Source organism: Halarcobacter mediterraneus (assembly GCF_004116625.1).
Taxonomy (GTDB): domain Bacteria; phylum Campylobacterota; class Campylobacteria; order Campylobacterales; family Arcobacteraceae; genus Halarcobacter; species Halarcobacter mediterraneus.
On sequence record NZ_NXIE01000002.1, the window covers coordinates 610,924 to 635,542 of the forward strand.

26 protein-coding genes and 2 pseudogenes are annotated in these 24,619 nt (G+C 26.9%); 10 read left to right on the plus strand and 18 right to left on the minus strand.

Features of this window, described 5'->3' with window-relative positions:
* Window positions 1-55 precede the first annotated feature (55 nt).
* Window positions 56-424, plus strand: a complete 369-nt coding sequence (locus CP965_RS07110) for a YgiW/YdeI family stress tolerance OB fold protein (RefSeq protein ID WP_129061384.1) — start codon at window positions 56-58, stop codon at window positions 422-424.
* 37 nt (window positions 425-461) lie between these two features.
* On the opposite strand, the gene CP965_RS07115 is transcribed toward CP965_RS07110, so the two are convergent.
* The 4 genes from CP965_RS07115 to dsbD are packed head-to-tail and all read right to left on the minus strand — an operon-like array spanning window position 462 to window position 4,416.
* The gene (locus CP965_RS07115) at window positions 462-1,067 is read right to left on the minus strand and encodes a hypothetical protein (protein WP_129061385.1); all 606 of its coding nucleotides are present in this window, start codon (window positions 1,065-1,067) and stop codon (window positions 462-464) included.
* Window positions 1,057-1,998 carry an aminotransferase class I/II-fold pyridoxal phosphate-dependent enzyme gene (locus CP965_RS07120; protein WP_129061386.1) on the minus strand — a complete coding sequence of 314 codons (942 nt, stop codon included), beginning with the start codon at window positions 1,996-1,998 and terminating at the stop codon, window positions 1,057-1,059. Before CP965_RS07120 ends, CP965_RS07115 begins: the two co-directional genes overlap by 11 nt.
* Entirely contained in the window at window positions 1,999-2,598 is a 600-nt protein-coding gene (locus CP965_RS07125; RefSeq protein ID WP_129061387.1) for a MarC family protein, read from the minus strand. It lies immediately after the preceding gene.
* Between the two features lie 48 nt (window positions 2,599-2,646).
* Window positions 2,647-4,416 (minus strand): protein-disulfide reductase DsbD, encoded by a 1,770-nt coding sequence (dsbD, locus tag CP965_RS07130; protein ID WP_129061388.1) that lies wholly within the window; start codon window positions 4,414-4,416, stop codon window positions 2,647-2,649.
* A 169-nt stretch (window positions 4,417-4,585) separates the two neighbouring features.
* On the opposite strand from dsbD, the gene CP965_RS07135 reads away from it, so the two are divergent.
* Window positions 4,586-4,948, plus strand: coding sequence for a rhodanese-like domain-containing protein (locus tag CP965_RS07135; RefSeq protein ID WP_129061389.1), 363 nt, complete (start codon window positions 4,586-4,588; stop codon window positions 4,946-4,948).
* 12 nt (window positions 4,949-4,960) lie between these two features.
* On the opposite strand, the gene CP965_RS07140 is transcribed toward CP965_RS07135, so the two are convergent.
* Window positions 4,961-5,197, minus strand: a complete 237-nt coding sequence (locus CP965_RS07140; protein WP_206732269.1) for a hypothetical protein — start codon at window positions 5,195-5,197, stop codon at window positions 4,961-4,963.
* Window positions 5,198-5,259: 62 nt separating this feature from the next.
* On the minus strand, window positions 5,260-6,069 hold the full coding sequence (locus CP965_RS07145) for a phosphatidylserine decarboxylase (protein ID WP_129061391.1): 810 nt from the start codon (window positions 6,067-6,069) through the stop codon (window positions 5,260-5,262).
* A gap of 141 nt (window positions 6,070-6,210) precedes the next feature.
* On the opposite strand from CP965_RS07145, the gene CP965_RS07150 reads away from it, so the two are divergent.
* A complete protein-coding gene (locus CP965_RS07150; protein WP_129061392.1) occupies window positions 6,211-6,450 on the plus strand; it encodes a hypothetical protein in 240 nt (79 codons plus the stop codon).
* 15 nt (window positions 6,451-6,465) lie between these two features.
* Here CP965_RS07150 and mltA read toward each other — a convergent pair whose 3' ends face one another.
* From mltA to CP965_RS07175, 5 genes are read right to left on the minus strand one after another with little or no spacing between them, the layout of a single operon-like run.
* A complete protein-coding gene (mltA, locus tag CP965_RS07155) occupies window positions 6,466-7,575 on the minus strand; it encodes a murein transglycosylase A (RefSeq protein WP_129061393.1) in 1,110 nt (369 codons plus the stop codon).
* Between the two features lie 51 nt (window positions 7,576-7,626).
* Complete coding sequence (locus CP965_RS07160; protein ID WP_129061394.1) at window positions 7,627-7,929, minus strand: hypothetical protein; 303 nt, start codon at window positions 7,927-7,929, stop codon at window positions 7,627-7,629.
* Window positions 7,930-7,939: 10 nt separating this feature from the next.
* On the minus strand, window positions 7,940-9,862 hold the full coding sequence (gene dnaK / locus CP965_RS07165) for a molecular chaperone DnaK (protein ID WP_228712691.1): 1,923 nt from the start codon (window positions 9,860-9,862) through the stop codon (window positions 7,940-7,942).
* A 44-nt stretch (window positions 9,863-9,906) separates the two neighbouring features.
* Complete coding sequence (grpE, locus tag CP965_RS07170; protein WP_129061396.1) at window positions 9,907-10,497, minus strand: nucleotide exchange factor GrpE; 591 nt, start codon at window positions 10,495-10,497, stop codon at window positions 9,907-9,909.
* Between the two features lie 10 nt (window positions 10,498-10,507).
* The gene (locus CP965_RS07175; RefSeq protein WP_129061397.1) at window positions 10,508-11,299 is read right to left on the minus strand and encodes a heat-shock protein; all 792 of its coding nucleotides are present in this window, start codon (window positions 11,297-11,299) and stop codon (window positions 10,508-10,510) included.
* Between the two features lie 281 nt (window positions 11,300-11,580).
* Between CP965_RS07175 and CP965_RS07180 the strand changes: the two genes are divergently transcribed.
* From CP965_RS07180 to CP965_RS14315, 4 genes and pseudogenes are all read left to right on the plus strand, one after another.
* Window positions 11,581-12,525, plus strand: coding sequence for a TAXI family TRAP transporter solute-binding subunit (locus CP965_RS07180; RefSeq protein WP_129061398.1), 945 nt, complete (start codon window positions 11,581-11,583; stop codon window positions 12,523-12,525).
* Window positions 12,526-12,629: 104 nt separating this feature from the next.
* Window positions 12,630-14,720: a TRAP transporter permease gene (locus tag CP965_RS07185; RefSeq protein WP_129061399.1), complete on the plus strand. Its 2,091-nt coding sequence runs from the start codon at window positions 12,630-12,632 to the stop codon at window positions 14,718-14,720.
* A gap of 107 nt (window positions 14,721-14,827) precedes the next feature.
* Window positions 14,828-15,286, plus strand: a complete 459-nt coding sequence (locus tag CP965_RS07190) for an NAD(P)H-dependent oxidoreductase (protein WP_129061400.1) — start codon at window positions 14,828-14,830, stop codon at window positions 15,284-15,286.
* A pseudogene (locus CP965_RS14315) lies at window positions 15,262-15,767 on the plus strand (transposase); the annotation flags it as partial. The gene CP965_RS07190 and the pseudogene CP965_RS14315, both read left to right, overlap by 25 nt.
* 40 nt (window positions 15,768-15,807) lie before the next feature.
* Here CP965_RS14315 and CP965_RS07200 read toward each other — a convergent pair.
* A complete protein-coding gene (locus tag CP965_RS07200; protein ID WP_129061401.1) occupies window positions 15,808-16,293 on the minus strand; it encodes a hypothetical protein in 486 nt (161 codons plus the stop codon).
* Between the two features lie 111 nt (window positions 16,294-16,404).
* Here CP965_RS07200 and CP965_RS07205 point away from each other — a divergent pair, with 111 nt between their 5' ends.
* The 3 genes and pseudogenes from CP965_RS07205 to CP965_RS07215 form a co-directional block, all read left to right on the plus strand.
* Window positions 16,405-17,145 (plus strand): hypothetical protein, encoded by a 741-nt coding sequence (locus CP965_RS07205; RefSeq protein WP_129061402.1) that lies wholly within the window; start codon window positions 16,405-16,407, stop codon window positions 17,143-17,145.
* Window positions 17,146-17,147: 2 nt separating this feature from the next.
* A complete protein-coding gene (locus CP965_RS07210) occupies window positions 17,148-17,846 on the plus strand; it encodes a hypothetical protein (RefSeq protein ID WP_129061403.1) in 699 nt (232 codons plus the stop codon).
* Between the two features lie 73 nt (window positions 17,847-17,919).
* A pseudogene (locus CP965_RS07215) lies at window positions 17,920-18,081 on the plus strand (IS256 family transposase); the annotation flags it as partial.
* Window positions 18,082-18,139: 58 nt separating this feature from the next.
* Here the strand turns inward: CP965_RS07215 and CP965_RS07220 are convergent.
* From CP965_RS07220 to CP965_RS07245, 6 genes are read right to left on the minus strand one after another with little or no spacing between them, the layout of a single operon-like run.
* Window positions 18,140-18,856 (minus strand): response regulator transcription factor, encoded by a 717-nt coding sequence (locus CP965_RS07220; protein ID WP_129061404.1) that lies wholly within the window; start codon window positions 18,854-18,856, stop codon window positions 18,140-18,142.
* A gap of 38 nt (window positions 18,857-18,894) precedes the next feature.
* Window positions 18,895-21,468, minus strand: coding sequence for a PAS domain-containing sensor histidine kinase (locus CP965_RS07225; protein ID WP_129061405.1), 2,574 nt, complete (start codon window positions 21,466-21,468; stop codon window positions 18,895-18,897).
* A complete protein-coding gene (gene truA, locus CP965_RS07230; RefSeq protein WP_129061406.1) occupies window positions 21,468-22,190 on the minus strand; it encodes a tRNA pseudouridine(38-40) synthase TruA in 723 nt (240 codons plus the stop codon). Before truA ends, CP965_RS07225 begins: the two co-directional genes overlap by 1 nt.
* A 1-nt stretch (window position 22,191) precedes the next feature.
* Entirely contained in the window at window positions 22,192-23,208 is a 1,017-nt protein-coding gene (locus tag CP965_RS07235) for an LptF/LptG family permease (RefSeq protein ID WP_129061407.1), read from the minus strand.
* Entirely contained in the window at window positions 23,205-23,963 is a 759-nt protein-coding gene (locus CP965_RS07240; protein ID WP_129061408.1) for a prepilin peptidase, read from the minus strand. The genes CP965_RS07235 and CP965_RS07240 overlap by 4 nt, the downstream gene beginning before the upstream one ends.
* Window positions 23,950-24,603 carry a di-trans,poly-cis-decaprenylcistransferase gene (locus tag CP965_RS07245; protein WP_267285281.1) on the minus strand — a complete coding sequence of 218 codons (654 nt, stop codon included), beginning with the start codon at window positions 24,601-24,603 and terminating at the stop codon, window positions 23,950-23,952. The genes CP965_RS07240 and CP965_RS07245 overlap by 14 nt, the downstream gene beginning before the upstream one ends.
* Between the last annotated feature and the right edge of the window lie 16 nt (window positions 24,604-24,619).

The window sequence follows — 24,619 nt, forward strand, 5'->3', positions numbered from 1 at the left end:
CTTTGTTTTAATTACAACAATAAAACAATGACTTATAAAGTCAAAAGGAGAAAAAATGAAAAAAAGTCTTATATTAGCAAGTTTATTATTTGCCTCAACAACAGTTTTTGCAGACTTTACCGGAAATACGAGTGAAAGTAAATCTCAAGGTGGATTTTCAGGACCTAGTATTTCAAAAACAACAATAGAACAAGCAAAAACATTAAAAGATGATAAGCCTGTAGTAATAAAAGGGAAAATTATAAAACATTTAGGAAAAGATAAATATCTTTTTAGTGATTCATCAGGAGAAATAACAATTGAAATTGACCACGATGATTGGAGAGGTGTTAATGTTGGACCAGAAGATACTATTACGATTTATGGGGAAATAGATAAAGATTGGAATTCTATTGAAATAGATGTAGATTCTGTTAAAAAATAGCTTCTACTAAAAGAGAGTTTATTTATAAAAACTCTCTTTATCTATACTCCAAACTTTCTACTACTAACTTTTTATTTTTAAAAGGGTCAATAACTGCGTTTATCTCTTCTAATTTATACTTTAAAGGAAAACCTATTTTAGAACCTTTTGCAGTACTTTCTAATTTGTAATAAGCCTTACCATTTATATATAAAGCTTTTGTATTTTTTAAATCTTTTTCCAATCTTACTACTACAAAAATATGTTTAGGAACTAATACAAAATAAGCTTCATAAGCTTTTGTTTTGAGTAAAGAAATAAGTAGGTTTGACTTATCATCACAATCTCCAAAGTTTTGTTCAACTACGTGTTTTGGACTTCTTGCTACACTTTTATTTATTTTATAAGGTATTTTTGTTACAAAATCAAGCATAGACTGAACTTCACAAATTTCATCATTATTACAATCTTTTGTTAGAAAGTTTGCTAATTTCAAAGTATATTCATCTTGTCTGACTTGATTTACATATGTTGCACCATCAATACTTATAAATTGGTTTTTCACTATAAAAAAAGATTTAGCTATAAAATAGATAATCAAAATAAGAAAAGCAATTGAAACTATTATGGAAATTTTATAGATATATTTATTTTCAAAAAGCATTTTCTAATGCCTTTTTTAAGCCTTGTATATTAAATAAGGAAGAAATATAAAAACTTACAAAGCTTTCATCAATAAAGTCATATTCTAAACAAGAATTTAAAATAATATTATTTTCAAAAAGTTGCTTTTCAAACTCTTCTGAAGTGATATTTTTAAGTTTTAGTAATATTGAATTTGAATTACTTTGAAACATAAAGTCTGTAAAACTATATTTCTGTAAAACTTTTTCTAGTTCTATACGATTTTTTATATAAACTGAATTTGTTATTGAAGAAAACTTTATATCTTTCAAAGCCTCTTCTAAATATTTTATTTCAAAATTTGAAACCTTATTTTGGGGTTCAAACTTTCTAAGTTTTTCTATATTCTTATTATTTGTAAAAACAGTTGCTATATTTAAGTTCTTTCGAGAGTAAAATTTACTTAAATCCTTTAAAATAAAAAGATTATCATATTCTGATAAATAATCAACATTAGACTTTTTCCCACAAAAATCAATCAATGTTTCATCAATAATTACTTTAGCATTTTTACTCTTCCAATATTCAAAGAGTTTTTCTAATTCATAATAGGTACCATCTAAAAAAGAAGGGTTCATAAAGACTACAACACTAAACTCTTTTATGGGTAAATATATATTTTCAAATCTATTAATCAATCTTGTTTCATAGCTTAAGTTATTTGAAGCTTCTTTATATTCTAAATTGCAAGGAGAATAAATATAACAATATTTTGAGTCTAAATATTTTAAAAGAGAATATATAGCAGAAGAGTAACCGTTAAAAAGTTCGATATTTTCTTTATTTACCTTATATCGTTTTTCAAGTAAAGATAAAAGTAATTTATATGAAGAGCTTTCATCACATACTTTATTAAAATCAATCTCAATATTTGGCTTTAAAAAATTTATTTCACTTCTAAAATCAAACATTTACAGACCTAAAAAGTTTTTAATTCCCGTAAAAACAATTTGAGCAGATAAAGCTGCTAGAAAAAGTCCAGTTATTTTTGAAATTACAAGTAACCCTTGTTTCCCTACTATTCTATCAATTATTGCAGAAGAATAAAGCATAAAACCTATTAATAAAATTGCACAAATAAGAGCAAAACTACCTAATAGCATAGAACCATTTGAATCAAAACTTGCACCCATTACAAGCAAAATACCAACTGTTCCTGGTCCAATTGTAATAGGAATAGACAAAGGAACAACTGCTAACTCTGAAATATCTTTTTGCTCTACTTTTTGAGTATCTTTATTTCCTTTTATTAAATCAACAGCAGAAAGAAATAGTAAAGAACCTGCACCTATTCTAAAAGCATCTAAAGTTATACCAAAAACAGCAAAGATATGTTTTCCAAAATATAATAAAATTAAGCTAATAATAATTACTGAAATAGTCACTTTAATTGCAAGGGCTCTTTTTTGAGCAGAGGTAACTTCACTTGTTACAGTTAAAAAAACTGATAAAACAAAAAAAGGTGTCATTATAAAAAACATTTTTAAAAATGTTGAAAAGAATAATTCCATTATACTTCCTAAAAACTATTAAGGAAGTATAACAAAATAAAGATATTTTTATTTGAAATTTTTATTAATTACTGCTAAAAACTCTTCTGGATTTTTATATCCTATAATTTTTGCTGCTTTCATCTCTTGATTATTTTCATCAAAAAATATTAAAGCAGGAGGTCCAAAAACTTGGAACTTTTTCATTAAAGCTTTATCATCATCACTATTTTTTGTAACATCAGCTTTAAGTAGAGTAAATTTTTCTAAAACTTTTCTTACTTCTTCATCTTGGAAAGTAATATTATCTAACTCTTTACAAGAAACACACCAATTAGCCCAAAAGTCTAATAACACTGGTTTAGATGAAGTTTTTATTTCTCTTTCTAATTCCATTAAATTTTTAACTTTTTTAAAATCTAAATCAGTACTACTTGTAGAGCTTACAATTTTAGAAGAAGTGAATTTTTCTAAAGGTTTTAAAACATTTGTTGCTCCACTTACAGCACCAATAAAAGTAGCTGTTCCGTATATTAATAATAAAGTAGCAAGTAATTTTACTAAAATATGCTCAAAGTTTTTGATAAATAATCCAGCACCTAAAAATAATAATGCCCATAAATACATTACAATACTTGGGTCAAGTACTCTATCTAACATCCATACCGCAATTGCAAGCATTACAATTCCGAATACTTTTGTAACTTGCTCCATCCAACCACCTGGTTTTGGCATAAATTTTCCTGCTCCTAGTCCAATTAATAATAAAGGAACACCCATACCTAAACTCATTACAAATAATGCAGCTCCACCTAAAAAAGCATCACCTGTTTGTCCAATATAAACTAAAGCACCTGCAAGTGGCGGTGCAACACAAGGACCAACAACAAGGGCTGAAAGGAATCCCATAATTGCAACTCCAAAAACTCCTTGTTTTTCTTTCCCTTCTGTTGTTTGATTCACTTTTGTTTGTAAAGCTTGTGGTAATTCTAATTTAAAGTATCCAAACATTGAAAATGCTAAGACTACAAAAATAAAAGCAAAGGCTGAAAGAACATATGGATTTTGTAATGCCACTTGTAAATTAGCTCCAAATACACCTGCTAAAACACCTGCTATTGTATACGCTACTGACATTGCTAGTACATATACTAAAGATAAGAAAAAACCTTTTGAAGCAGTTAATTTTTCACTATCTCCTGCCTTTACTATAATTGAAGAAAGAATAGGAATCATTGGGAAAACACAAGGTGTTAAAGATAATAATAAACCAAAACCAAAAAATGTTGCTAAAACTAAAATAATATTTTTATCTTTTAAAGTATTTACTATACTATCACTTTCTGAGATATTATTATTTTCCTCAACTTTCTCTATAGGTTTTGTAGTTTTACTTTCTACTATTTCTAAGTTATTGCCAGCATCATTCCCTAAAGTAACGGTTGTTGTTTCATCCATTGGAGAATAACAAAGTCCTGCTTTTGAACAACCTTGAAAATGAAACTGTACCTCATAAGAAGAAGCATCAACACTATCTTTTAATACAGAAAAAGGAATATCAATTGAAATTTCATTAAAGTGTACAATAAAACCATCATACTCTTCTGGCTTTGGTAATTGTAATTTAGAAGTAATGTCTATCTCTTTTGGTTGTGTAATTAAAACTTTTAATTGTTCATGATATAAATATATATCTTTCCCTAGTTTTATACTTGCAACTATTTTTTCATCTTTTTCTTCCATATTTACTTTAAAAGCTTCGTGTGGTTCTAAAAAAGATCTTTCTAATGAGAATAGACTAACTACCATAAATAGTAGTAATATTAGTATTTTTTTCATTTATTTTATACCTTTACTCTAATATTTAAAGATATTATAATCAAATTTTGTAAAGCATTTGTTTATAAAACCTTTATATTTTTCTTATAAAGGGCAATTATAATTAATTATTATAAATAAATAATAAAATTAATGGTAAAATCCTATTTTTTAAATATAAGGAATACTAATGAACAAACTTAAGAGTTTATCTCCTCAAGAAGTGGAAGAATTAATAGATACAAATAGTATTATAATTGATATTAGAAGAGAAGATGAATGGAAACACACAGGAATAATTAAAAACTCTCACACAATGACTTTTTTTGATATGTTTGGAAATTGTGATATATCAACATGGATGTCAAAACTTGAAAATCTTATTTCGACAAAAGATGATCTTATTATTTTAGTTTGTGCTCATGCAAATAGAACAAGAACTGTTGCAGATTATTTAATTCAAAACCATGGTTTTACAAATATTGCACATTTAGAAGGCGGTATTGCAGCTTGGATTGAAGAAGATAAAGATTTAGAAAAATATAATAAATAAAAAAAGAGCTTATTACTGCTCTTCTTCTTTTTTCTTAGCTTCACTAGCTTCTTGTAAAATTTTAATTACATCATCTAGATTTGCATATGGAATATGTGATTTCCATTCAATGTCTTTTCCATTTAAAGAAATACCGATACTTACAATATCTTCTGTACCTTTTCCATATGGTTCAGATACATTAGAAATAGAGATAACTCCCTTTTTTGTTCCACTTAATGAAAGAGTTCCTAATTCAGTAGTTGCCATAATATACCCTTTATTTTTTATTTATTAATTTTACTAAAAATAGCTTTTATTTACTTAAAAAATTATACTAGTTTTTTACAAATACCTTGTCCATATTTAATTGACTGCCCAAGAAGATTTTCAAGTTCAACAAAACCTTTTTCCCAAAACATAACTACTGTTGAGCCCATTTTAAAATAACCTAAACAATCACCTTTTTTAAGAAACTTCTCTTCATAATCATAAATCTGAATATCTCTAATTTTTGTATTTGTTTCTACTTTCGGTTCAAATTCAAATACCATTTGTCCAACATTTAATGCACCTACAAAAACCATATAAAATAATTTCTCTTCATGAATACACTCTAATATAACTCTTTCATTTTCTGCAAATAAATCAATTTGTTTATTTAGATATTTTAAATTTACAGGATATAATTTACCTGGAATGTGAATTAATTTTTTTACTTCAAAATCACAAGGAGCATGGTATCTATGATAATCCCTTGGAGATAAATAAAAATTCATATAAGTACCATTTTTTAATTTATCAAAATTATTAGCACAATTATAAGTTAATAATTCTTCAAATGAATATTCCATCCCTTTTATTTGTAAAGCTAAATCTTCGTCTAAATTTCCACACTGAGTAATTAAACTATCTGTTGGAGAAATAAAGACTTCTTTATCTTCATCAATTTCTCTGGCAATTGCTAATTCTCTCGTAAATAAATCTGTTAAAGATTTATAATATTTAGCTCCTCTAAATTCACTCAAATCAAGTTTAAAAATCTTTGCATAGACTCCATTTATAATTTTTTGAAAAAATGAAGGAAATTCTGTTTTTGCAAACTTTCCAAAATATTGAGAAATTATATTTGTTATATGCATCTCTTCCCTTATATATTATATTAACAGATATTTTATCTAAAATATTCTTGATTTTAAAATATATTAATAATTAACTCTTATAAGTTAAATTAAATTTTTTTTTGATAATCTTCAAAAAAAATATTATAGGAGAACTTTAGTATGCATAAAGTTGTTGTTGAACAAGAATGTGGTTGTTTTAAAAGAAGTGACTTAGAAAATAATCTTGAATTTACATCTAAAGATGAAGCTTTAAGTAAAGCTATACAAATGAAAAATCAAATGAATTTAGAATTTTGTAAAAAACACGATTTTGATTTAGTAGAACAAGGTCAAAATTTTATTATCAATTTTAGACAAGAAGCTCCATCAACTTGTTGTGGAAGTGGATGCTGTATGTAGCAAAGTAAATTCAATTTACTTTGCAAATTCTTTAGGGACAAGGATTGTAAGCTTTCCTTGTTCTTTCATTCCTCCTGCATAAACTTCAGCATCTTTTCCATTTCCATAAAAGAAATCAGCTCTTATTTCACCTTTAATTGCTCCACCAACATCTGCAGCAACCATTAGTCTATCAATTTTTTCTTGAGTTACACTATTCTTTGTATTAATAAAAACAGGCATTCCAAGGGGAATATATTTTCTATCTACCGCTAAATTCCTTTGAGCTACTAATTCTGTACCCAAAGCTCCTGTTGCACCTTGTCCTCTTTTTGAAAAGAAAATATAACTCTTATTTGCATGTAATATTTCATCTACTCTTTTAGGATTATCTTTTAAATAAGCTTTAATTCCTTGCATTGAAGCTCCATAACCTTTAAGAACTCCTTCTTTTAAAAGCATTCCACCTATACCTTTATATTTATGCCCATTTTGATTTGCATATCCTATATTTAAGATATCTCCATTTTCAAGTTGAACTTTACCTGAACCTTGTATATGTAAAAAGAATAAATCAAATCTATCATCAACATAACAAATTGCTTCTAAATCATCTCTATCATTTATTTTTTCTCTATCATCATAAGGAATAATTCTATTTCCTTTTATTTTACCTCTTAATCTATACTTTTTAAGTTCTGGATAAATAGAAGATAAATCAACAATATACATATCATCAGGAGTTTTATAAATTGGGTATTTGTATTTTTCACTTTGAGTAAGACTACCTTTTAATAAAGGTTCATAATAACCTGTTATAACTCCAGTGTCTGTCCCATCATTATTATAAAGTTCATAAGCAACAAAATTTTCTGTAAAAAATTGTGAACCATTTTCATAATCATTTGCTTTTTCACAAGCTTTTTCAAAAAGTTCATATCTTTTTGCTCTTTTACAATCTTTTTTAAATACTTCTAGAGCATAATTTAAATCATCAGCATAAAAACCATGTATCTTATCTAATTCAACTTTTTTTACATTTGCTTTTGATATCTTATCTAGCTTTTCAAATTTAAGTGGTTCTTTTTGAGAACATCCTGTAAAAAAAAGTATTAATAAAATAATTGAATAGATAATTTTGTTCATTAGTTTTCCTAAATTTTTTGGAAATTGTAACATCTAAAAGTTAATAAAAGATTACACAGAACAATTAGATAAAGAACTTTGGGAATAAACTTCTTTTGTACCACAAGATGTACAAGTATATTCAATATCACTAACTCCTGAACAGCCATGATTTTTAAGAATTCTTGTTTTAATTACAGGTACAGTAAAAGTACTTTTTGTTCTTTCATCATAAAAAGTTTTAGGTTTTGCTCCACAAGTAGGACAAATACCTTTGTTTAATTTATCAACACTAGAATGTTTATTTTTATAATATAAAAGAATAGAAAAGATTACTATTAAAAAAATTAATAGTAAGAAGATTAAAGTTTGCATGAAGTAGAGATTACTCTACTTCAGCATCGATAACATCATCGTCATCTTTTTTAGCCTTTTGATTTGGTTGTGCACCAGCACCTGCTTGGTCACCACCTTCTTTTTTATACATAGCTTCTGCTAACTTGTGAGAAACTTCAGTTAAAGCTTTTACTTTTTCTTCAATTTGTTCTTTTGTAGCATTTTCATCTTTTAAAACTTCTTCTAAAGCTGCTGCTGCATCAATAATTTTTGTTTTTTCTTCTGCTGAAACAGCATCTTCATTCTCTTCCAAAGTTTTTCTAGTTGAGTGTAATAAAGCATCTGCTTGATTTCTTACTTCAATTACTTCTTTTCTTTTTGCATCTGCTTCTTTATTTGCTTCAGCTTCATTTACCATTTTTTCAATTTCTTCATCAGATAACCCAGATGAACCAGAAATAGTAATTTTATTTTCTTTTCCAGTACCTTTATCTTTAGCTGATACATTTAAAACACCATTCGCATCAATATCAAATGTTACTTCAATTTGAGGAACACCTCTTGGAGCTGCTGGGATGTCAGATAATTCAAACATACCTAAAGACTTATTATCTTTTGCAAACTCTCTTTCACCTTGAGTAACATGAATTGATACAGCTGGTTGGTTATCTTCAGCAGTTGAGAATACTTGTGATTTTTTAACAGGAATTGTAGTACCTTTTTCAATCAGCTTAGTCATAACTCCACCAAGAGTTTCAATACCTAATGATAAAGGTGTAACGTCTAGTAATAATACATCTTTAACATCACCTCTTAATACACCCGCTTGAACTGCTGCACCTGCTGCAACAACTTCATCAGGGTTTACCCCTTTATTTAAATCTTTTCCAAAATAATCTTTAACTACTTGATTAGCTTTAGGAAGTCTTGTTGATCCACCAACCATAATAATTTCTTGAATATCACCTTTATCTAATCCTGCATCATCCATTGCAGTTTTAATATGTTGTAGTGTTTCATTAATTAAATGCTCAGTCATAGACTCAAATTTTGCTCTAGTTAAAGATTTAACTAAGTGTACTGGTCCCGCGTTACCCATAGAAATAAATGGTAAGTTGATTTCAGTTGATTCAGCAGAAGAAAGCTCTTTTTTAGCATTTTCAGCTGCATCTTTTAATCTTTGTAATGCCATTTTATCATTTTTAATATCAAATCCATTTTCAGATTCAAACTCTTTTGCTAACCAATCAATGATTGCATTATCAAAGTCATCTCCACCTAAGAATGCATTACCATCTGTTGAAAGTACTTCAAATGTTCCATCACCAATTTCAAGAACAGTAACGTCAAATGTACCACCACCTAAATCGTATACAAGTACTTTTTCTTCACCTTTTTTATCTAAACCATATGCTAATGAAGCTGCTGTTGGCTCATTAATAATTCTTAATACATTTAATCCTGCAATTGTTCCTGCTTCTTGAGTTGCTTTTCTTTGTGCATCATTGAAGTATGCTGGAACTGTAATAACTGCATCAGTTACAGGAGCCCCTAAATATTCTTCTGCATCAGCTTTTAATTTTCCTAAAATTTTTGCAGAAATTTCTTGAGGAGTATAAACTTTATCAGCAATTTCAACTGCTGCTGCACCATTTCTATTAACGATTTTATATCCAACTTTAGATTGTGCTTCTTTTGCATTTTCTTCATCCATCATAAGACCCATAATTCTTTTTACAGAATAGATAGTCTTTTCTGGGTTTGTAATAGCTTGTCTTTTTGCTGGATCTCCAACTAAAACTTCACCTTTATCTGTAAATGCAACAATAGATGGAGTAGTGTTTTTACCCTCTTTATTAGGAATAACTTTTGCTTCACCACCTTCATAAACTGCCATACAAGAGTTTGTTGTTCCTAAATCAATACCAATTACTTTACTCATTTTATTATCCTTCTTTTCTTTATTATTAATTTTTAGTTTTATTCAATAGTTTATAGACATTACGGTCATTTTAATTACTTTTTACAAATTGAAACCATTGCTGGTCTTAATAGCCTATCTTTAAATTTATAACCTTTTTGAAGTTGTTGAACTATTTGTCCATCTTCATGATCTTCACTATCAACTTGCATTACCGCATCATGAAAATTTGGATCAAATTCACCATCAGTTTCTACTAATGTAATATCATGTTTTTCAAAAGCAGTATAAAAATTCTTAATTGTCAATTCTACACCTTCTTTTAATTTTGATAAAAGCTCTTCAGTAGGCAATTCTTTTGCTGCTTCTTCAGCAGCAAGAGCCATCTCAAGAGTGTCAATTGGTGTTAATAAATCTTTTGCAAACTTCTCACTTGCATAATCAATTGCTTGATACTTTTCTTTTTCCAATCTTTTTTTAATATTCTCAAAATCTGCATGAACTCTAAAGTATTTATCTTCACTCTCTTTTAGTTTTCCTTCAAGTTCAGCAACTTTTTCTTCAAGACTTAATTCTTTATTTTCATCACAGTTTTGATTCTCTTCAGTAGTTTCTACTGTCTCATTAACTTCCTCTTCTAAAGGAAGTTCTTCTTGTTTTAGTTCTTCTTTTGTTTCTTCACTCAAAGTTTATCTCCTAAATCATACTTATTTTATTAAAAAAATATTCGTAGTCTTTAGATAACTCCCCAACTACTAACATTTTAATATCATTGTTTTTTATTTTACAATTATGACAAATACCTATATATCCCTCAGGAATAATTTCATCAAAATATAAACCTTCATCAATTGAGTCTAAAATTTTGCCTTTCAAAAAAGAGTTAATACTTTTTTCATCAAGGTCAAATCTAAGTGCTAAAGAAAAAAAATCTTTAGTATTATAGATATGAAAATTCTTATTTTGAAGATGTAAACTCACCTTTTCATAAATTTCATAGGCTCCTACCTGCTTTGAAATATTAACAATATGAATAAGTTCTAAACCTCTCATATCTGATAAAAATCTATAAAGCATATCTGTATATTTTACAGTTATTGAAAAAGAACTAAACTCAAGAATCATATATCTGTTCTCTACATTTAATATATCTTTTAAAGTATCAGATTTCTGTTCTTGCACAAAAACTGTAATGCCTATATGTTTAGAAAGATATTCTATTGCATCTTCATCTACAAAATTGAGTTTAAAATTTAATTTATTAGTCCAATAAAGCTTTAAAGCTTCAGTTGTAGGAGTTCTCCCACTACTTACATGCTCTTGAGCTAAAAATCCTTCATCCCCTAACTTTTTAAAGTAACCCCTAATAGTTGCAGGAGAGTATGCTATGTCATACATTGATTTTAATTGTGTTGAACCTATCGGTTCTAAATGCTCAATATATGCTTTAATTATGGAATGTAATAAAAACTCTTTTTTGTCAATCATTCATATCCTAATTTATTTTTTAGCACTTGTTATCTTAAACTGCTAAATGAATTATACTATATGAGTGAGTAAATGTCAAGTTGTTTTTAGCAAAAGATTTATAAAAGTGCTAAATTATTTTTTTGATAGAAATTAATTTTTTTTTTTAAGTTTCATAATATTTTTTATATTATAAACTACTTGTAATTGTAACTTTAATACAATTTTTTAACTATTTAGAAAACACTAATAACAACTTTGGATATTAGTACTTTCTAAACTAAAAAAATCAGGGAGTAGACATGAAAAAATTAGCTAGTGCAGCTTTAGTTGCTGCTTTAACAATCCCAGCATTTTCTGCTGAATTTATTACAATTGGTACAGGAAGTGTTACTGGAACTTATTACCCAACTGGTGGAGCAATTTGTAGGTTGGTTAATAAATATAAAAAAGAGACTAAGATTAGATGTTCTGTTGAATCAACTGGTGGTTCTGAATACAATATTAATACAATTAAAAACAAAGAATTAGATTTTGGTGTTGCACAATCTGATGTTGTATATAATATGTCAAAAGGGCTAAAAAAATATGAAGGTAAAGCTGTTGATAAATTAAGATCAGTAATGGCTATTTACCCTGAATTATTTACTTTAGTTACTAGAAAAGAAGCTGGTATTAAAGGTATTCTAGATATAAAAGGGAAAAAAATAAATGTAGGAAACCCTGGAAGTGGACATGCTTCTACTGCTGATACATTATTTCCTTATTTAGGAATTTCAAAAGATGACTTAAGTTTTGCAGGAGTTTTAAAAGCAGGAGAATCTCCAGATGCTTTAAGAGACAATAAAGTTGATGGATATTTTTATATGGTTGGTCATCCAACTGCAAATATTAAAGATGCCTCAAACTCTGTTGATATAGCAATCACTCCAATAGTTGGACCAGCTGTTGATAAAATGATTAAAGACAATCCTTACTTTGCAAAGGCAAATGTTCCAGCTGGAATCTATAAAGGTGTTGATAAACCTGTTCCTACTTTTGGTGTTAAAGCTGTATTAGTAACAAGTACAGATGTTAGTGATAAAGCGGTTTATACTTTAGTAAAAGCTATCTTAGAGAATTTTGAAGACTTTAAAAAACTTCATCCAGCATATTCTAATATTACAAAAAAATCATTACTTGATGGATTAAGTGCTCCTTTACATGAAGGTGCGAAAAAATATTATAAAGAGGCTGGATTACTATAATCTAAACTAAACTCAAAGGCATAAGTCTTTGAGTTTTTAAATTTAGTTTTATTATATATAGTTTACTTCTAAATTACATATAATAAAATTCATAAGGATTTATAATGAAGATTTATGAAGAAAAACCACATACTTTAAATGAACTTGAAAATGAACAAGCTGAAGAGTCAAGAAAAGTTTTACATGAACTTGAAGGACAAAGAGTTTTTGGAAGAGAACATTATGAATTTTGGATAATCTCTACTCTTGCTTTATTATGGTCATTATTTCAATTATACATTGTAATTGAACCAACAAATTCTACAATATCTAGATCTATTCACTTATCTTTTGCTTTAATCTTAGCTTTTATGATTTACCCTATGATAAGAAAACCCTACTTTTTAAATAAAATTAGATGGTTTGGATATACTCTTGCTTTAGTTGGTTTATGTACTGCTGGTTATATAGCTTTCTTTTTTGAAGAGTTAGCACTAAGACCAGGAGATTATACTAATATTGATATTATTGTTGCACTTATAGGTATAATAATTTTACTTGAAGCAGGAAGAAGAGTTCTTGGACTTGCATTATCTATAATTGCAATTGTTTTTATTGCTTACGACTTATTAGGTCCTTATATGCCTGAACTTATTATACATAAAGGAGCTAGTTTAAATAAACTAGCTGGTCATATGTTTTTAACAACAGAAGGTATTTTTGGTGTGCCTCTTGGCGTTTCTACTGGTTTTGTATTTCTATTTGTTCTTTTTGGTTCTTTATTGGATAAAGCTGGAGCCGGAGAGTATTTTATTAATCTTGCATTTGCAATGCTTGGAAAATTTAGAGGAGGTCCTGCAAAAGCCTCAGTTGTTGCATCAGGTTTCACTGGAATCATGAGTGGTTCTTCTATTGCAAATACTGTTACAACAGGAACTTTTACTATCCCTTTAATGAAACGTACTGGATTCAGACCAGAACAAGCAGGAGCTGTAGAAGTTGCTTCTTCTACTAATGGACAATTAATGCCCCCTGTTATGGGAGCTGCTGCTTTTATTATTGCAGAGTTCTTAGGTCTTGCATATACTGATGTTATTTTTGCTGCATTTATACCTGCTTTTGTTTCTTATTTTGCTTTATTTTATATTGTTCATTTAGAAGCTTTAAAATTGGGATTAAAAGGGATGGAAGATGAAGATATTCCACCTAAATGGAAAACTTTTGCTCAGGGTATTCACTACTTAGTTCCTATTTTCTTTTTACTTTATACTCTTATGGTATTAAGAGAAAGCGCTGCAAGTGCTGCTTTTAATGCAATTATGTTGTTAATGCTTTTAATGGTTGTGCAACACCCATTCAGAGCTTTTTTAGCAAAAGAGAAAATTACAAAAGATATTTTACTTTCTGGTTTTATTGATATTTTAGCAGGGATGATTAGTGGAGCAAAAAATATGATTCCAATTGCAGTAGCGACTGCTCTTGCTGGTATTGTAGTAGGAAGTATCACTTTAACTGGCTTAGGTCAGGTATTATTAGATGTGATTGAAACTTTATCAGATGGTAATATTTTTATTATTCTTCTTTTAGCAGCTATTATTTCTTTAATTCTTGGTATGGGTTTACCAACAACAGCAAACTATATAGTAATGGCATCTTTAACAGCACCTGTTATTTTGATTTTGGCTCAAGATAATGGTTTTTTAATTCCTGCTATTGCAGCTCATTTATTTGTATTTTATTTTGGTATCTTAGCAGATGACACCCCACCTGTTGGACTTGCAGCTTATGCTGCTGCAGGTATTGCCAAAGCTGACCCAATAAAAACAGGTATTCAAGGATTCAAATATGATATAAGAACAGCTATTTTGCCATTTATGTTCTTTTTTAATCCCGAATTACTTTTAATCTCAGGGGTTGATGCACTTAATCCAGCTGATCCAAAAGGATGGATATGGATTACAAATCCTTTTGAAATAGCAATAATATTTTCTACTGCTTTTATTGGAATGATGGCTTTTTCTTGTGCAACTCAAGGTTATTTTATAACAAAAACAAATGTAATTGAAAGATTAGTTTTCCTATCAATTGTTCCATTTATGTTCTTACCAAAAATTATGGAAGCAAAACTATCTTTACCAAGTCACTATATATCTTATTTAATAGGACTAGCTATTTTTGCTTTAATTTATTTTTTCCAAAAAGCTAAATTAAAGTAAAGAGTACTTCAAAATATGAAGTATCCTTATAAATAAAGTATCCATTTAGGATACTTTATTATAATTGATCTATTAATATTTTGCTCTAATATAAAGGAGTTCCTCTTATGAATATACTAATAGTTCACTGTCATCCAGAAAAACAATCTTTTAATGCATCTTTAACAAACATTGCTGAAAAAACATTGACAAAACAAGGTCATAGTGTAGAAATATCAGATTTATATGCAATTGATTTTGATCCAGTAGAAAAAGCAATACATTATAAAAATAGAGTAAATAACTCTAAATTTGATGTATTATCAGAACAAAGAAATGCATATAAAACAGATACTTTAGCAAAAGATGTTAAAGAACAAATAGAAAAAGTCAAAAGATGTGATTTACTAATTTTACAATTTCCATTATGGTGGCATCAACAACCAGCCATGCTTAAAGGGTGGTTTGATAGAGTTTTTGTTGCAGGTGGCCTTTATACTAGTAAAATGAGATATGATAAAGGATACTTCAAAGGGAAAAAAGCAATCTGTTCTGTTACTTCAGGAGCTCCTTATCAGATGAAATAGAAGAGAGAATAATCTCAATGTATGGCTTAGGATTAAGCTATAGAGATATAATAAAACATATTGAAGAGATATATAGAGTAGAATTATCAACTGCAACAATAAGTGCAATTACAGATAAAATTATTGATAAAGTAAAAGCATCGCAAAGTAGACCATTAGAATCTATTTATCCATTTGTTAAGTGGGAGAATTTATCTGTTTATTTTAAATATCCACCAGAAATTAGAAAAGTAATTTACACGACTAATATTATTGAGTCTGTTCATAGGCAATTTAGAAAACTTACAGCCTAGAGCGAACACTAAGTGTGAGAAAAACAAAGGGAGCATTTCCAAATGAAAATTCATTATTAAAATTACTCTATATGGGAATACAAAATGCAAGTGAAAAATGGACAATGCCAGTTAGGAACTGGAATCTAACCCTCTCTCAATTAGCTATATTTTTTGAGGGAAGGTTAGATGATTTTTTAGAGGTGTAAATTAGTTACTTGACACAGATTTTTGAACGGTCTCTTATTTTTACTTAATACCTGCTTCAAATTTTAGAGATGTACCATCATAAACTCTTAGGGTATCTTTTAAATCTACATCTGTTATAGAAGATACAGAACTAACAGGGATTTTAGGAACAAAAAACTTATATCTCTTCCCATATATTATTTTTGAGCTATTTACAAGGTTATCTGTTTCCATGATTACGCCATATTTTGTACCTATTTTAACAGTTGGTTCATCGTGTGGCATACCGTGAACTTCTACCCAAACCATATTACCATAGTATTCTTCACCATAAACATAAACTTCTTCGCCTTGTGCAAAATTTGTTAACCAATTATACGTTGTATATCTCCCATTAATTAATTTTTCTATATAAGGTCCATAAAATTTGCCATCTTGAAATAAAATTCCTTCTATTGCAGTTACCTTCCATAAATAACCACTTGCATTTGCATTTAATACTAAAGCAAATGACAAACTAAATAAACTTAAGATAAACCTTTTCATTTTTTTCCTTTTTATAATAACTCAAATTTTTATTTTTTTCTAACTTAAAAGATTATAAAATAATATAAAATAATATAAAATAATATAAAAATACTAAATAAGGATATTAAAATGCAAATAGGAACTAATTATAATAGTTATCAAACAATAAATAGTCAAGTTTCAGCAAATAAAAGTGAATCTAATGCAAAAGCAGAAGAAACACAAACATTTTCATCACTTATGGATAGTGAAAAAGTTGAAGAGAAAAGCGAGATATTAGAGTATTTAGATAAACACAAAGCCTTTGATAGTTTAAATGAAGAGGATGCAAAACTATTTAGAGAGCTTTTATCAGATGGTAGTTTAGATGATGAAGATATGAAAAAGTTATCATTTGAACAAACAAAAACAATGCATGGGGTTGTCTTAAGAGATTGGTCAGGTAATATGGATTTACCAATAATAGGAGTATTAAAAGGAAAATCTTTTCATTTATTAGCATCAGCTACTTATACAGGGGATGATAAGTTTAATAAGGTTTTATATAAAACGATGAATGAAACCGAAGATCCTAGAGTTAGAAGTAATTATTTTAGTATGTTAGCATTAAATCTATCTCAACTTGCCTCAGGTAAGGAGGCTTTACCTGGATTTCAAGAAGGAGCAAATATTGGAAACTTTGCTGGGTTTGGACCTCATAATAAAGATGATGTAAATATCAACTTTGAAGAATTTTTATATAACTATACAGCAAGACTTCAACAAGATATGAATAGTACTAGAGATAATATAGACATATTTAAACAGTATAAAGAGGTAAGTGATTTTTATACAAAAGTATTAAATAACTATGTTAGCTATAGTGAATAGAAATGAAGAAAATATATTATATTCCTATTACAATTTTTTGTTTTGTTTTAATTTATTTTTTCTTTGTAAATTCTGATAAAAAAGATACAAAAGAACTTTTTATTGAAAAGGTAGATATTAATACAGTTAATAATTTAGAAGAGATTAAAAAAGTAGAAATTCCTAAATATGAAAAAAAAATAATAGAGAAGACTATCTTAAAGAAAGAAGGTGTTATAAAAAATCAAAAAGAAAAAGTTGAAGTAAAAAAGGAAAAAAAATTAGTTTTAACTTCTTCTATAGATTCAGAACAAAAGTTTAAAGTAAATCTTGTTTCAAAAAAAAAGTATGAATCTAATTCATATTATAAACAAAATAGTAGTAAATATATATCAATTTCAGGAAAAATAGAGGCTAATGAATATCAATCTTTTTATCCTATGAGTTTTGAAAAAAAATATTTAGAGTTTGCAAATGAATTGTATTTAGAATTAGAAAATATTTCTACAAAGCAGGTATATGTATGTGATACATACTTATTTAGTGGAATGGATTCTCAAATTTCATATAATATTAAAATAGATTTATATGGAGACTCTATAGATTGTTATATAGATTCTCAAAGTGATAGTATTAATATAAATAAACCAATGGATAAAACAAAAGTGATTGAATCTATAGATGATATAAGTGATAAAGATAGAATAGAGCCTTTATTTTAAAATTTAGATCTACCTTATTATAAAAGGTATTATTATTTTAAGGTAGATAATTATATGTTTAAAATCCTAAAGAAAGGGAGCATTTCCAAATGAAAATTCATTATTAAAATTACTCTATATGGGAATACAAAATGCAAGTGAAAAATGGACAATGCCAGTTAGGAACTGGAATCTAACCCTCTCTCAATTAGCTATATTTTTTGAGGGAAGATTAGATGATTTTTTAGAGGTGTAAATTAGTTACAATTAGTTACTTGACACAGATTTTTAAACGGTCTCTTAATCTCTTCTTTCTATTTTCTTAATTGCTTTTCAATTATGTAACCATAGCCTTTATGTGAGATAATAAAATCATCTTCTTTTACTTTATCTTTTAATCTTTTCATTACTGTTCTAAAAGCTGAATCATTAGTATTTATATCATTCCAAACAACTTCTTTAAATTTCTCAACGGGAACTACTTCTCCTAAGTTATCAACTAGAACAGTTAAAATATCTAACTCTTTTTTTGATAGTTTTACTATACTTTCTTGATTATATAGTTTATTATTCTCTTTATCGTAAGTATAGCGTTTATTTAGATTAAGTAATTTACTTTCTTCTTTGGGAAGGTTATCAGCTAATACTTCTTCTTTTGCTTTTTTTAACATCTCCATCATATTATCTATATTTAAAGGTTTTACAAAATATCCTAAAACCCTTAAATTAATAAGTTTAAGTAGGTCGTCTTCATTTTTATGTGCGCTAACTATTATAAATCTTTGATTGGAAACTAGTTTACGAATATCATCTATCATTGACATTCCATCTTTATTTGGCATTTTTAAGTCTGTTAATACTAAATCAAAAGATTTTTTATGCTCATACTCTTTTTTAAAAATATTACTAGCTTCTTGTCCATCACATGCCACAACAACCTCATCAAATATTGTATTTAAATAAAAAGATAGAGTTTTTCTTGCAACATCTTCATCTTCAACTAATAAAACTCTTGTTTGATACTCTTTCATGATAAATTCCCATATTATTTTATTGTGTAATTATAACTTTATAGCGGTAAAGAAATCGTAAAGACAACTCCACCTTTTATATTTTCTACTTGAATTTGACCCTTCATATTCTTTTCAATAATAATTTTAGCCATATAAAGTCCTATTCCTGTTCCTTGTTCCTCAAACTTAGTAGTAAAGTAAGGTTCAAACATTCTTTCCATAACTTTAAAAGGAACTTCACCACAATTATTACCAATCTCTATTTTAACCTGATTACATTCTTTTTTAATATTTATAAAAACTTTTGCAATAAAGCCTTTTTCTTTTTGTTTTATAATTGCTGCATCATTTGCATTATTTAATATATTTAAAATAACTTGTTGAAATTCATTTTGATAACTTGTTAATTCAACATTCTCTAGATTTACTTCTGTTTTTATATTATTTTTCTCAAATTGAGTTTCTACAATCTTTAGTGAAGAAAGAATTGAATCTTTAATATCAAATTTAATTCTATCTTTTGTGGGTTGATAAAAGTTTCTAAAATCATCAATTGTTTGTGACATATAATCAATTTGTAATTTTGTATCTGAAACAATATCTTCAATATCATCTTTACTTAGATTTCCATAATTATCTCTAATAAAATGAGTTAAAAGGTTTATATTATTTAAAGGCTGTCTCCATTGGTGGGCAATATTTCCTAGCATCTCTCCCATTGCTGCAAGTTTACTTTGATGTACTAAAATTCTATCTTTTTCAGTATTTTTAGATACTTCTTCTGCAATTTTTAATTTTAATTCTTCTTCTGTTAACTTCATTTTTGTGATATCTGAAATATAACCATAAAGATGTGTCACATTACCAAAGTCATTTTTTAAAAAAATTGTTCTATTAAATACCCATCTAATAGTTTTATCTTTTTCTATAACTCTAAAAATTTTTGTAAAAGATTTATTATCTTTTTTTATTGCTTCTTCTAGCTCATTTTGCAAATCTAAAGAATCATCTTTATGAACAAAGTTTAAAAAACTTTTCTTTTCACTTTCAAAGTATTCACTAGTATAGCCAAAAGAACTTATTGACTTTGAAACATATTCAGGACTTAAATATTTGTCATTTTTCCATTTGAAAATAACAATTCTTCCATATTCTACTAAAAGATCAACGTATTGAAGTTCTTCAAGAAGTCTTTTTCTTCTTTCAATATCCATTGACATCATCAACATTCTTTTTTGGTTTACTTTCGTATCATTAAAAGCTTTTCCCCTTACTAAAACCCATTTATATTCATTTTTTTTATTTCTTATTCTATATTCACTAACAAAGTGTTCAGTTTTCCCATCTAAATGGGTTTTTAATCTATTCTCAACAATGGGTCTATCTTCTTTATGTATTTTGTTTAACCACTCTTCAATATTTTTTATATCACCTTTTTCATAACCAAACATATCTAACCATTTTTTAGAAAAATAAATCTCTTTTGTATTTAAATTAATATCCCAAAGTCCATCATTTGAAGCAATAATTGCAAGTTCATATCTATCTTTCCATTTTTTATACATTTTATTTCTAGTTTCAATTCTTTTGTTATATCTATAAAAAATAGTATTAATAAATTTTGAAAAAACAATTGAAGCTAGAATAAAAAATAGAGTTACTAAAATAACTATAGAAATAGAAATTCTTAATTTAGAATCATACTTAGCTTTTAGCTTATCAATTTTAAAAGAAGGATTATTACTTTTGATAGATACTAAAAAATTATATTTAGCAAATTTATAGATTTCACTCATATTGCTCTCTTGATTATTATATTTTTTTAAAATCTCATTTGAGCTATTTAATCTATCTTTTTCTAAAATATATTTTGCATCAAGTTTTTGACCTCTATTATAATAGTTATATACATATCCTAAATCATAATCATAAAACCAAAAGTACATATCATCAAAATACTTACTTTTTTTGTATATTGAATCAATAATCGTAAGTCTTGTTAGATTTTCCATATCATCAATTTTAGAAAAAGCACCAAGGAACCAAGCCTTTGATTCTATATTAACAAAGTAACTTAATTGAATTTTTCTTTTTTCTTTATCAATCCAATATATTAAGTTTGAATCCCCTATATACTGAATATTTTTCAATATATGATACTGGAAATTACTTAGTCTTATCTCTGAGTCCGTAATATCCATAAGATAATCAATACTTTTTTCACCATAAAGTATCTCATAATTTTTTTTATTAAAAATAACAAAATCCACATTGTGTTTTGTCTCATAGTTTTTTAAGGCTTTTTTTAAATCTTTTAAATCAATATTTTTTGAAGAATTTTTTACATAACCACTTATTTCAGTTACTGCTTTATTTAAAATCGTTTCATTTTTATCAAAATTACCACTAACATTAAATTTTATATTATTTACATACTCAGAGAGTAAACTCTTTTTTTTATAAGCTGCTTCTTGCAATAAAAGTTTTACTTCATTGTTTTTTTCAAATTCTAAAATGGAGATTATTACTAAAATAGAAATAATAGCAAGAACTATTGCAAAAAAAATAGGAGTAAAGATTAAATGTTTTTTTATATCTCCTAGCGTATAAAACTTTCTTTTTTTAAACATTAGTAATAAACCTTTGCTAAATATAAGCCATAAGGACTTGCTGGGGTTTTAAATTTATGATGTTTTTTTTCTAATTGTTTTTGTAAATCTTCAAGGGATAACTTACCTTCTGAAACTCTAAGAAGAGCCCCTACCATAAGTCTAATTTGAGAACGTAAATATGAATTTGCACAAAAATAAAAAACATAAGTATTTTTATATTTATAAAATTTTGTAGCAAAAATTTCTCTTACTGTATTATCTTTATCACTTCCTTTTTTATGGAAATATTCAAAATCATGAACTCCTTCAAAAAGTTTTATTGCTTCTTTTATTTTCTTTTCATCTATATTTTCACAATAAGAAAGATAATTTGATTCAAAAACAGAAGGTTTCCTTGAAGAAACTAAATATCTATATACTCTTTTTTTAGCATGAAATCTTGAATGAAAATCAATATCCACTTCTTGTATACTTTTTATATTTATAGAAGAAGGAAGATGTCTATTTAATACTCTTTTTAATTTTTTTAAGTTTTGCCAAAAATCTGGAAGAATACAGTTAAAAACTTGTCCTGTGGCATGAACATCTTTATCTGTTCTACCACTTAAAACTATCTTTGTACTAATATTAATTTGTTTAAATGCCTCTTGAATTTTATCTTCAACACTTAAACCATTAGGTTGAGTTTGACTTCCTTGAAATTGTGTTCCATCATAGGAAATTATAAACTTTGCATTCATTTTAATATTGATATTTTACAGTCTTTATATATAAGAAATATGTACATATAAACCAGATTATCGGTACTAAATAAAGTGAATGTAGCAAAGTACTCTCAGTTAAAAACTCTATAAAGACATAGAAGGCTACAACAGAAACCATAGCAAACATCACAGATCTATTTTTTTCATATCTTGGGTTAAAATAACCAAAAATAACAACTAAGAATAACGATATTAAAGGAAAAATTGAAGTTAAAATATAAAATGTAAATTTATCTACAAGATCATTTTTTGTTAAGTGCTCTTTCCAATAAGAAAAAGAGTCTATAAAGAATTCATTTTCTGTTTTCTTTATGGAATCATTGATAATAAGATTCTTATAATTAATTTGATTTAATTCTTCTTCATCAATATAAAATGATTTTCCATCAAATAATTCAAAACTTAAGTCTCCTCTATCATTATTTAACTGCCCACTTTTTGAAATAATAAATTGATCTTTATTGTCTTCTGTTTTAAAAAGTTTTAACTCTTGATAAGTTTTATCATCTTTTTCATTAATATAAATAAGCCAATCTCCAAATTTTTGTCCAAACTCAGAGGCTTTTATATTAAAATTTGCTTCCTTTTTCTTTTGCTCTAAAAATCTTTCATTTAAAAACTTTGCTTTTGGAATTAATCCAACAGATACAAAAAGTAAAGAAATGCTCAAAATTAAAGTAATTGGTAAAAATATTCTTAGTATTCTTGCAGGGTTTAAACCAAAAGAAGTAATCACAATAAGTTCATACTCACTTGAAAGTTTAGATAAGGTAATAACTAAAGATATAAAAAAAGATATGGGTAAAGTATAAAATAAAATCGTAGGTATTATATACATATAGAGTCTTAATAACTCAAAAAAATCCATTGTAATTACAGAGGTAAGTGCTGCAATTTTAACAAGAAATATAATAGATGTAATAAAATATAATCCTAAAAAAATAGGAAAAAATGTATGTGCTAATTGATTAAATAAATACTGCTTTAATTTCAAAAAATAACCTTTGTAATTTCAAAAAAATATTCAACTATAAAACCTAAAGATAAAAAAGGAATAAAAGGTATTTCAATCTCTTTATTTTTATACTTATTATATATTGCTGGAATTATAGCAAAAAGTGCTGCAAAAAACATAACCATTAAAGAAGCTTGTAGTCCTAAAATTACAGCAAAAGAAGCAATAACAGGTATATCACCCTCACCTAAAGCTTCTTGTTCTTTTAAAGAGTCATCTTTTAAAAGCTTTGCTTTTATATTTTGAATATAAAAGGTAACTAAAAAATTTAATAAAATAAAAGCTCCTGATAGAAGACACGCATTTTTTATATTTGTTATAAAATCATATTCGCTAACAAAAAAAGATAATATTAATAATAGTAAAAGTAAATAATCAGGAACAGCTTTATAATGAAAATCAATAAAAGATAATACTATTAAAACATAAAAAAAAACTACTGATAAGAAAAAGGAAGAAGATAAACCTAACTTAAGAAATAAAAATAAAGTTAAAAATGCAGAGAGTATTTCTACAATAGGATATTGTAAAGAAATCTTTTCTTTACAACATGAAGCTTTTCCTTTTAATATAAGAAAAGAAAAAATTGGGATATTATGATACCATGCAACTTTTTCATTGCAATATACACAATGGCTTCTTGTAAAAAGTGACTCACCTTTAGGTAATCTTATTATCAATACATTTAAAAAAGAGCCAAAAACAGCTCCAAATATAAAACTAAATAGCTCCAAATCTTCGTTCTCTATTTATAAAATCACTAATCATATCATCTAGCTCATTTGTTGTAAACTCAGGCCAATAAGTTTTTGTAAAAAATAATTCAGCATAAGCATTTTGCCAAAGAAGATAATTTGATAATCTTATTTCACCACTAGTTCTAATAAGCATATCTACATCAGGAATACCTGCGGTATCAAGACAAGATTCAAAATTTTCTTTTGTTATTTCCATTTTTTTTTCATCTAATTTTTTTATTGCCCTTAAAATTTCATCTTGAGAACCATAATTTAAGGCTAACACTTGAGTAAGATTTTTTCCATTTACTGTTTCTTCTTCTGTTTTATGAATTATTTTTTGTAAAGAGTTTGAAAACTTTGATAAGTCTCCAATAGCTTTAAAGCGAATTGAATTTTCTAAATAAACTTCTAATTCACTTTTTAAATATTTTTCTAAAAGCTTCATTAAAAATTCTATTTCAAGTTTAGGTCTATCCCAATTTTCTGTAGAAAAAGCATAAAGAGTTAAATATTTTATTCCAAGTTCAGAACAATGTTTGGTTATTCTTCTAACTGTTTTTGCTCCTTCTTCATGCCCAGCAGTTCTTTTTAATCCTTTCTCTTTTGCCCATCGTCCATTACCATCCATAATCATAGCAATATGAGTTGGT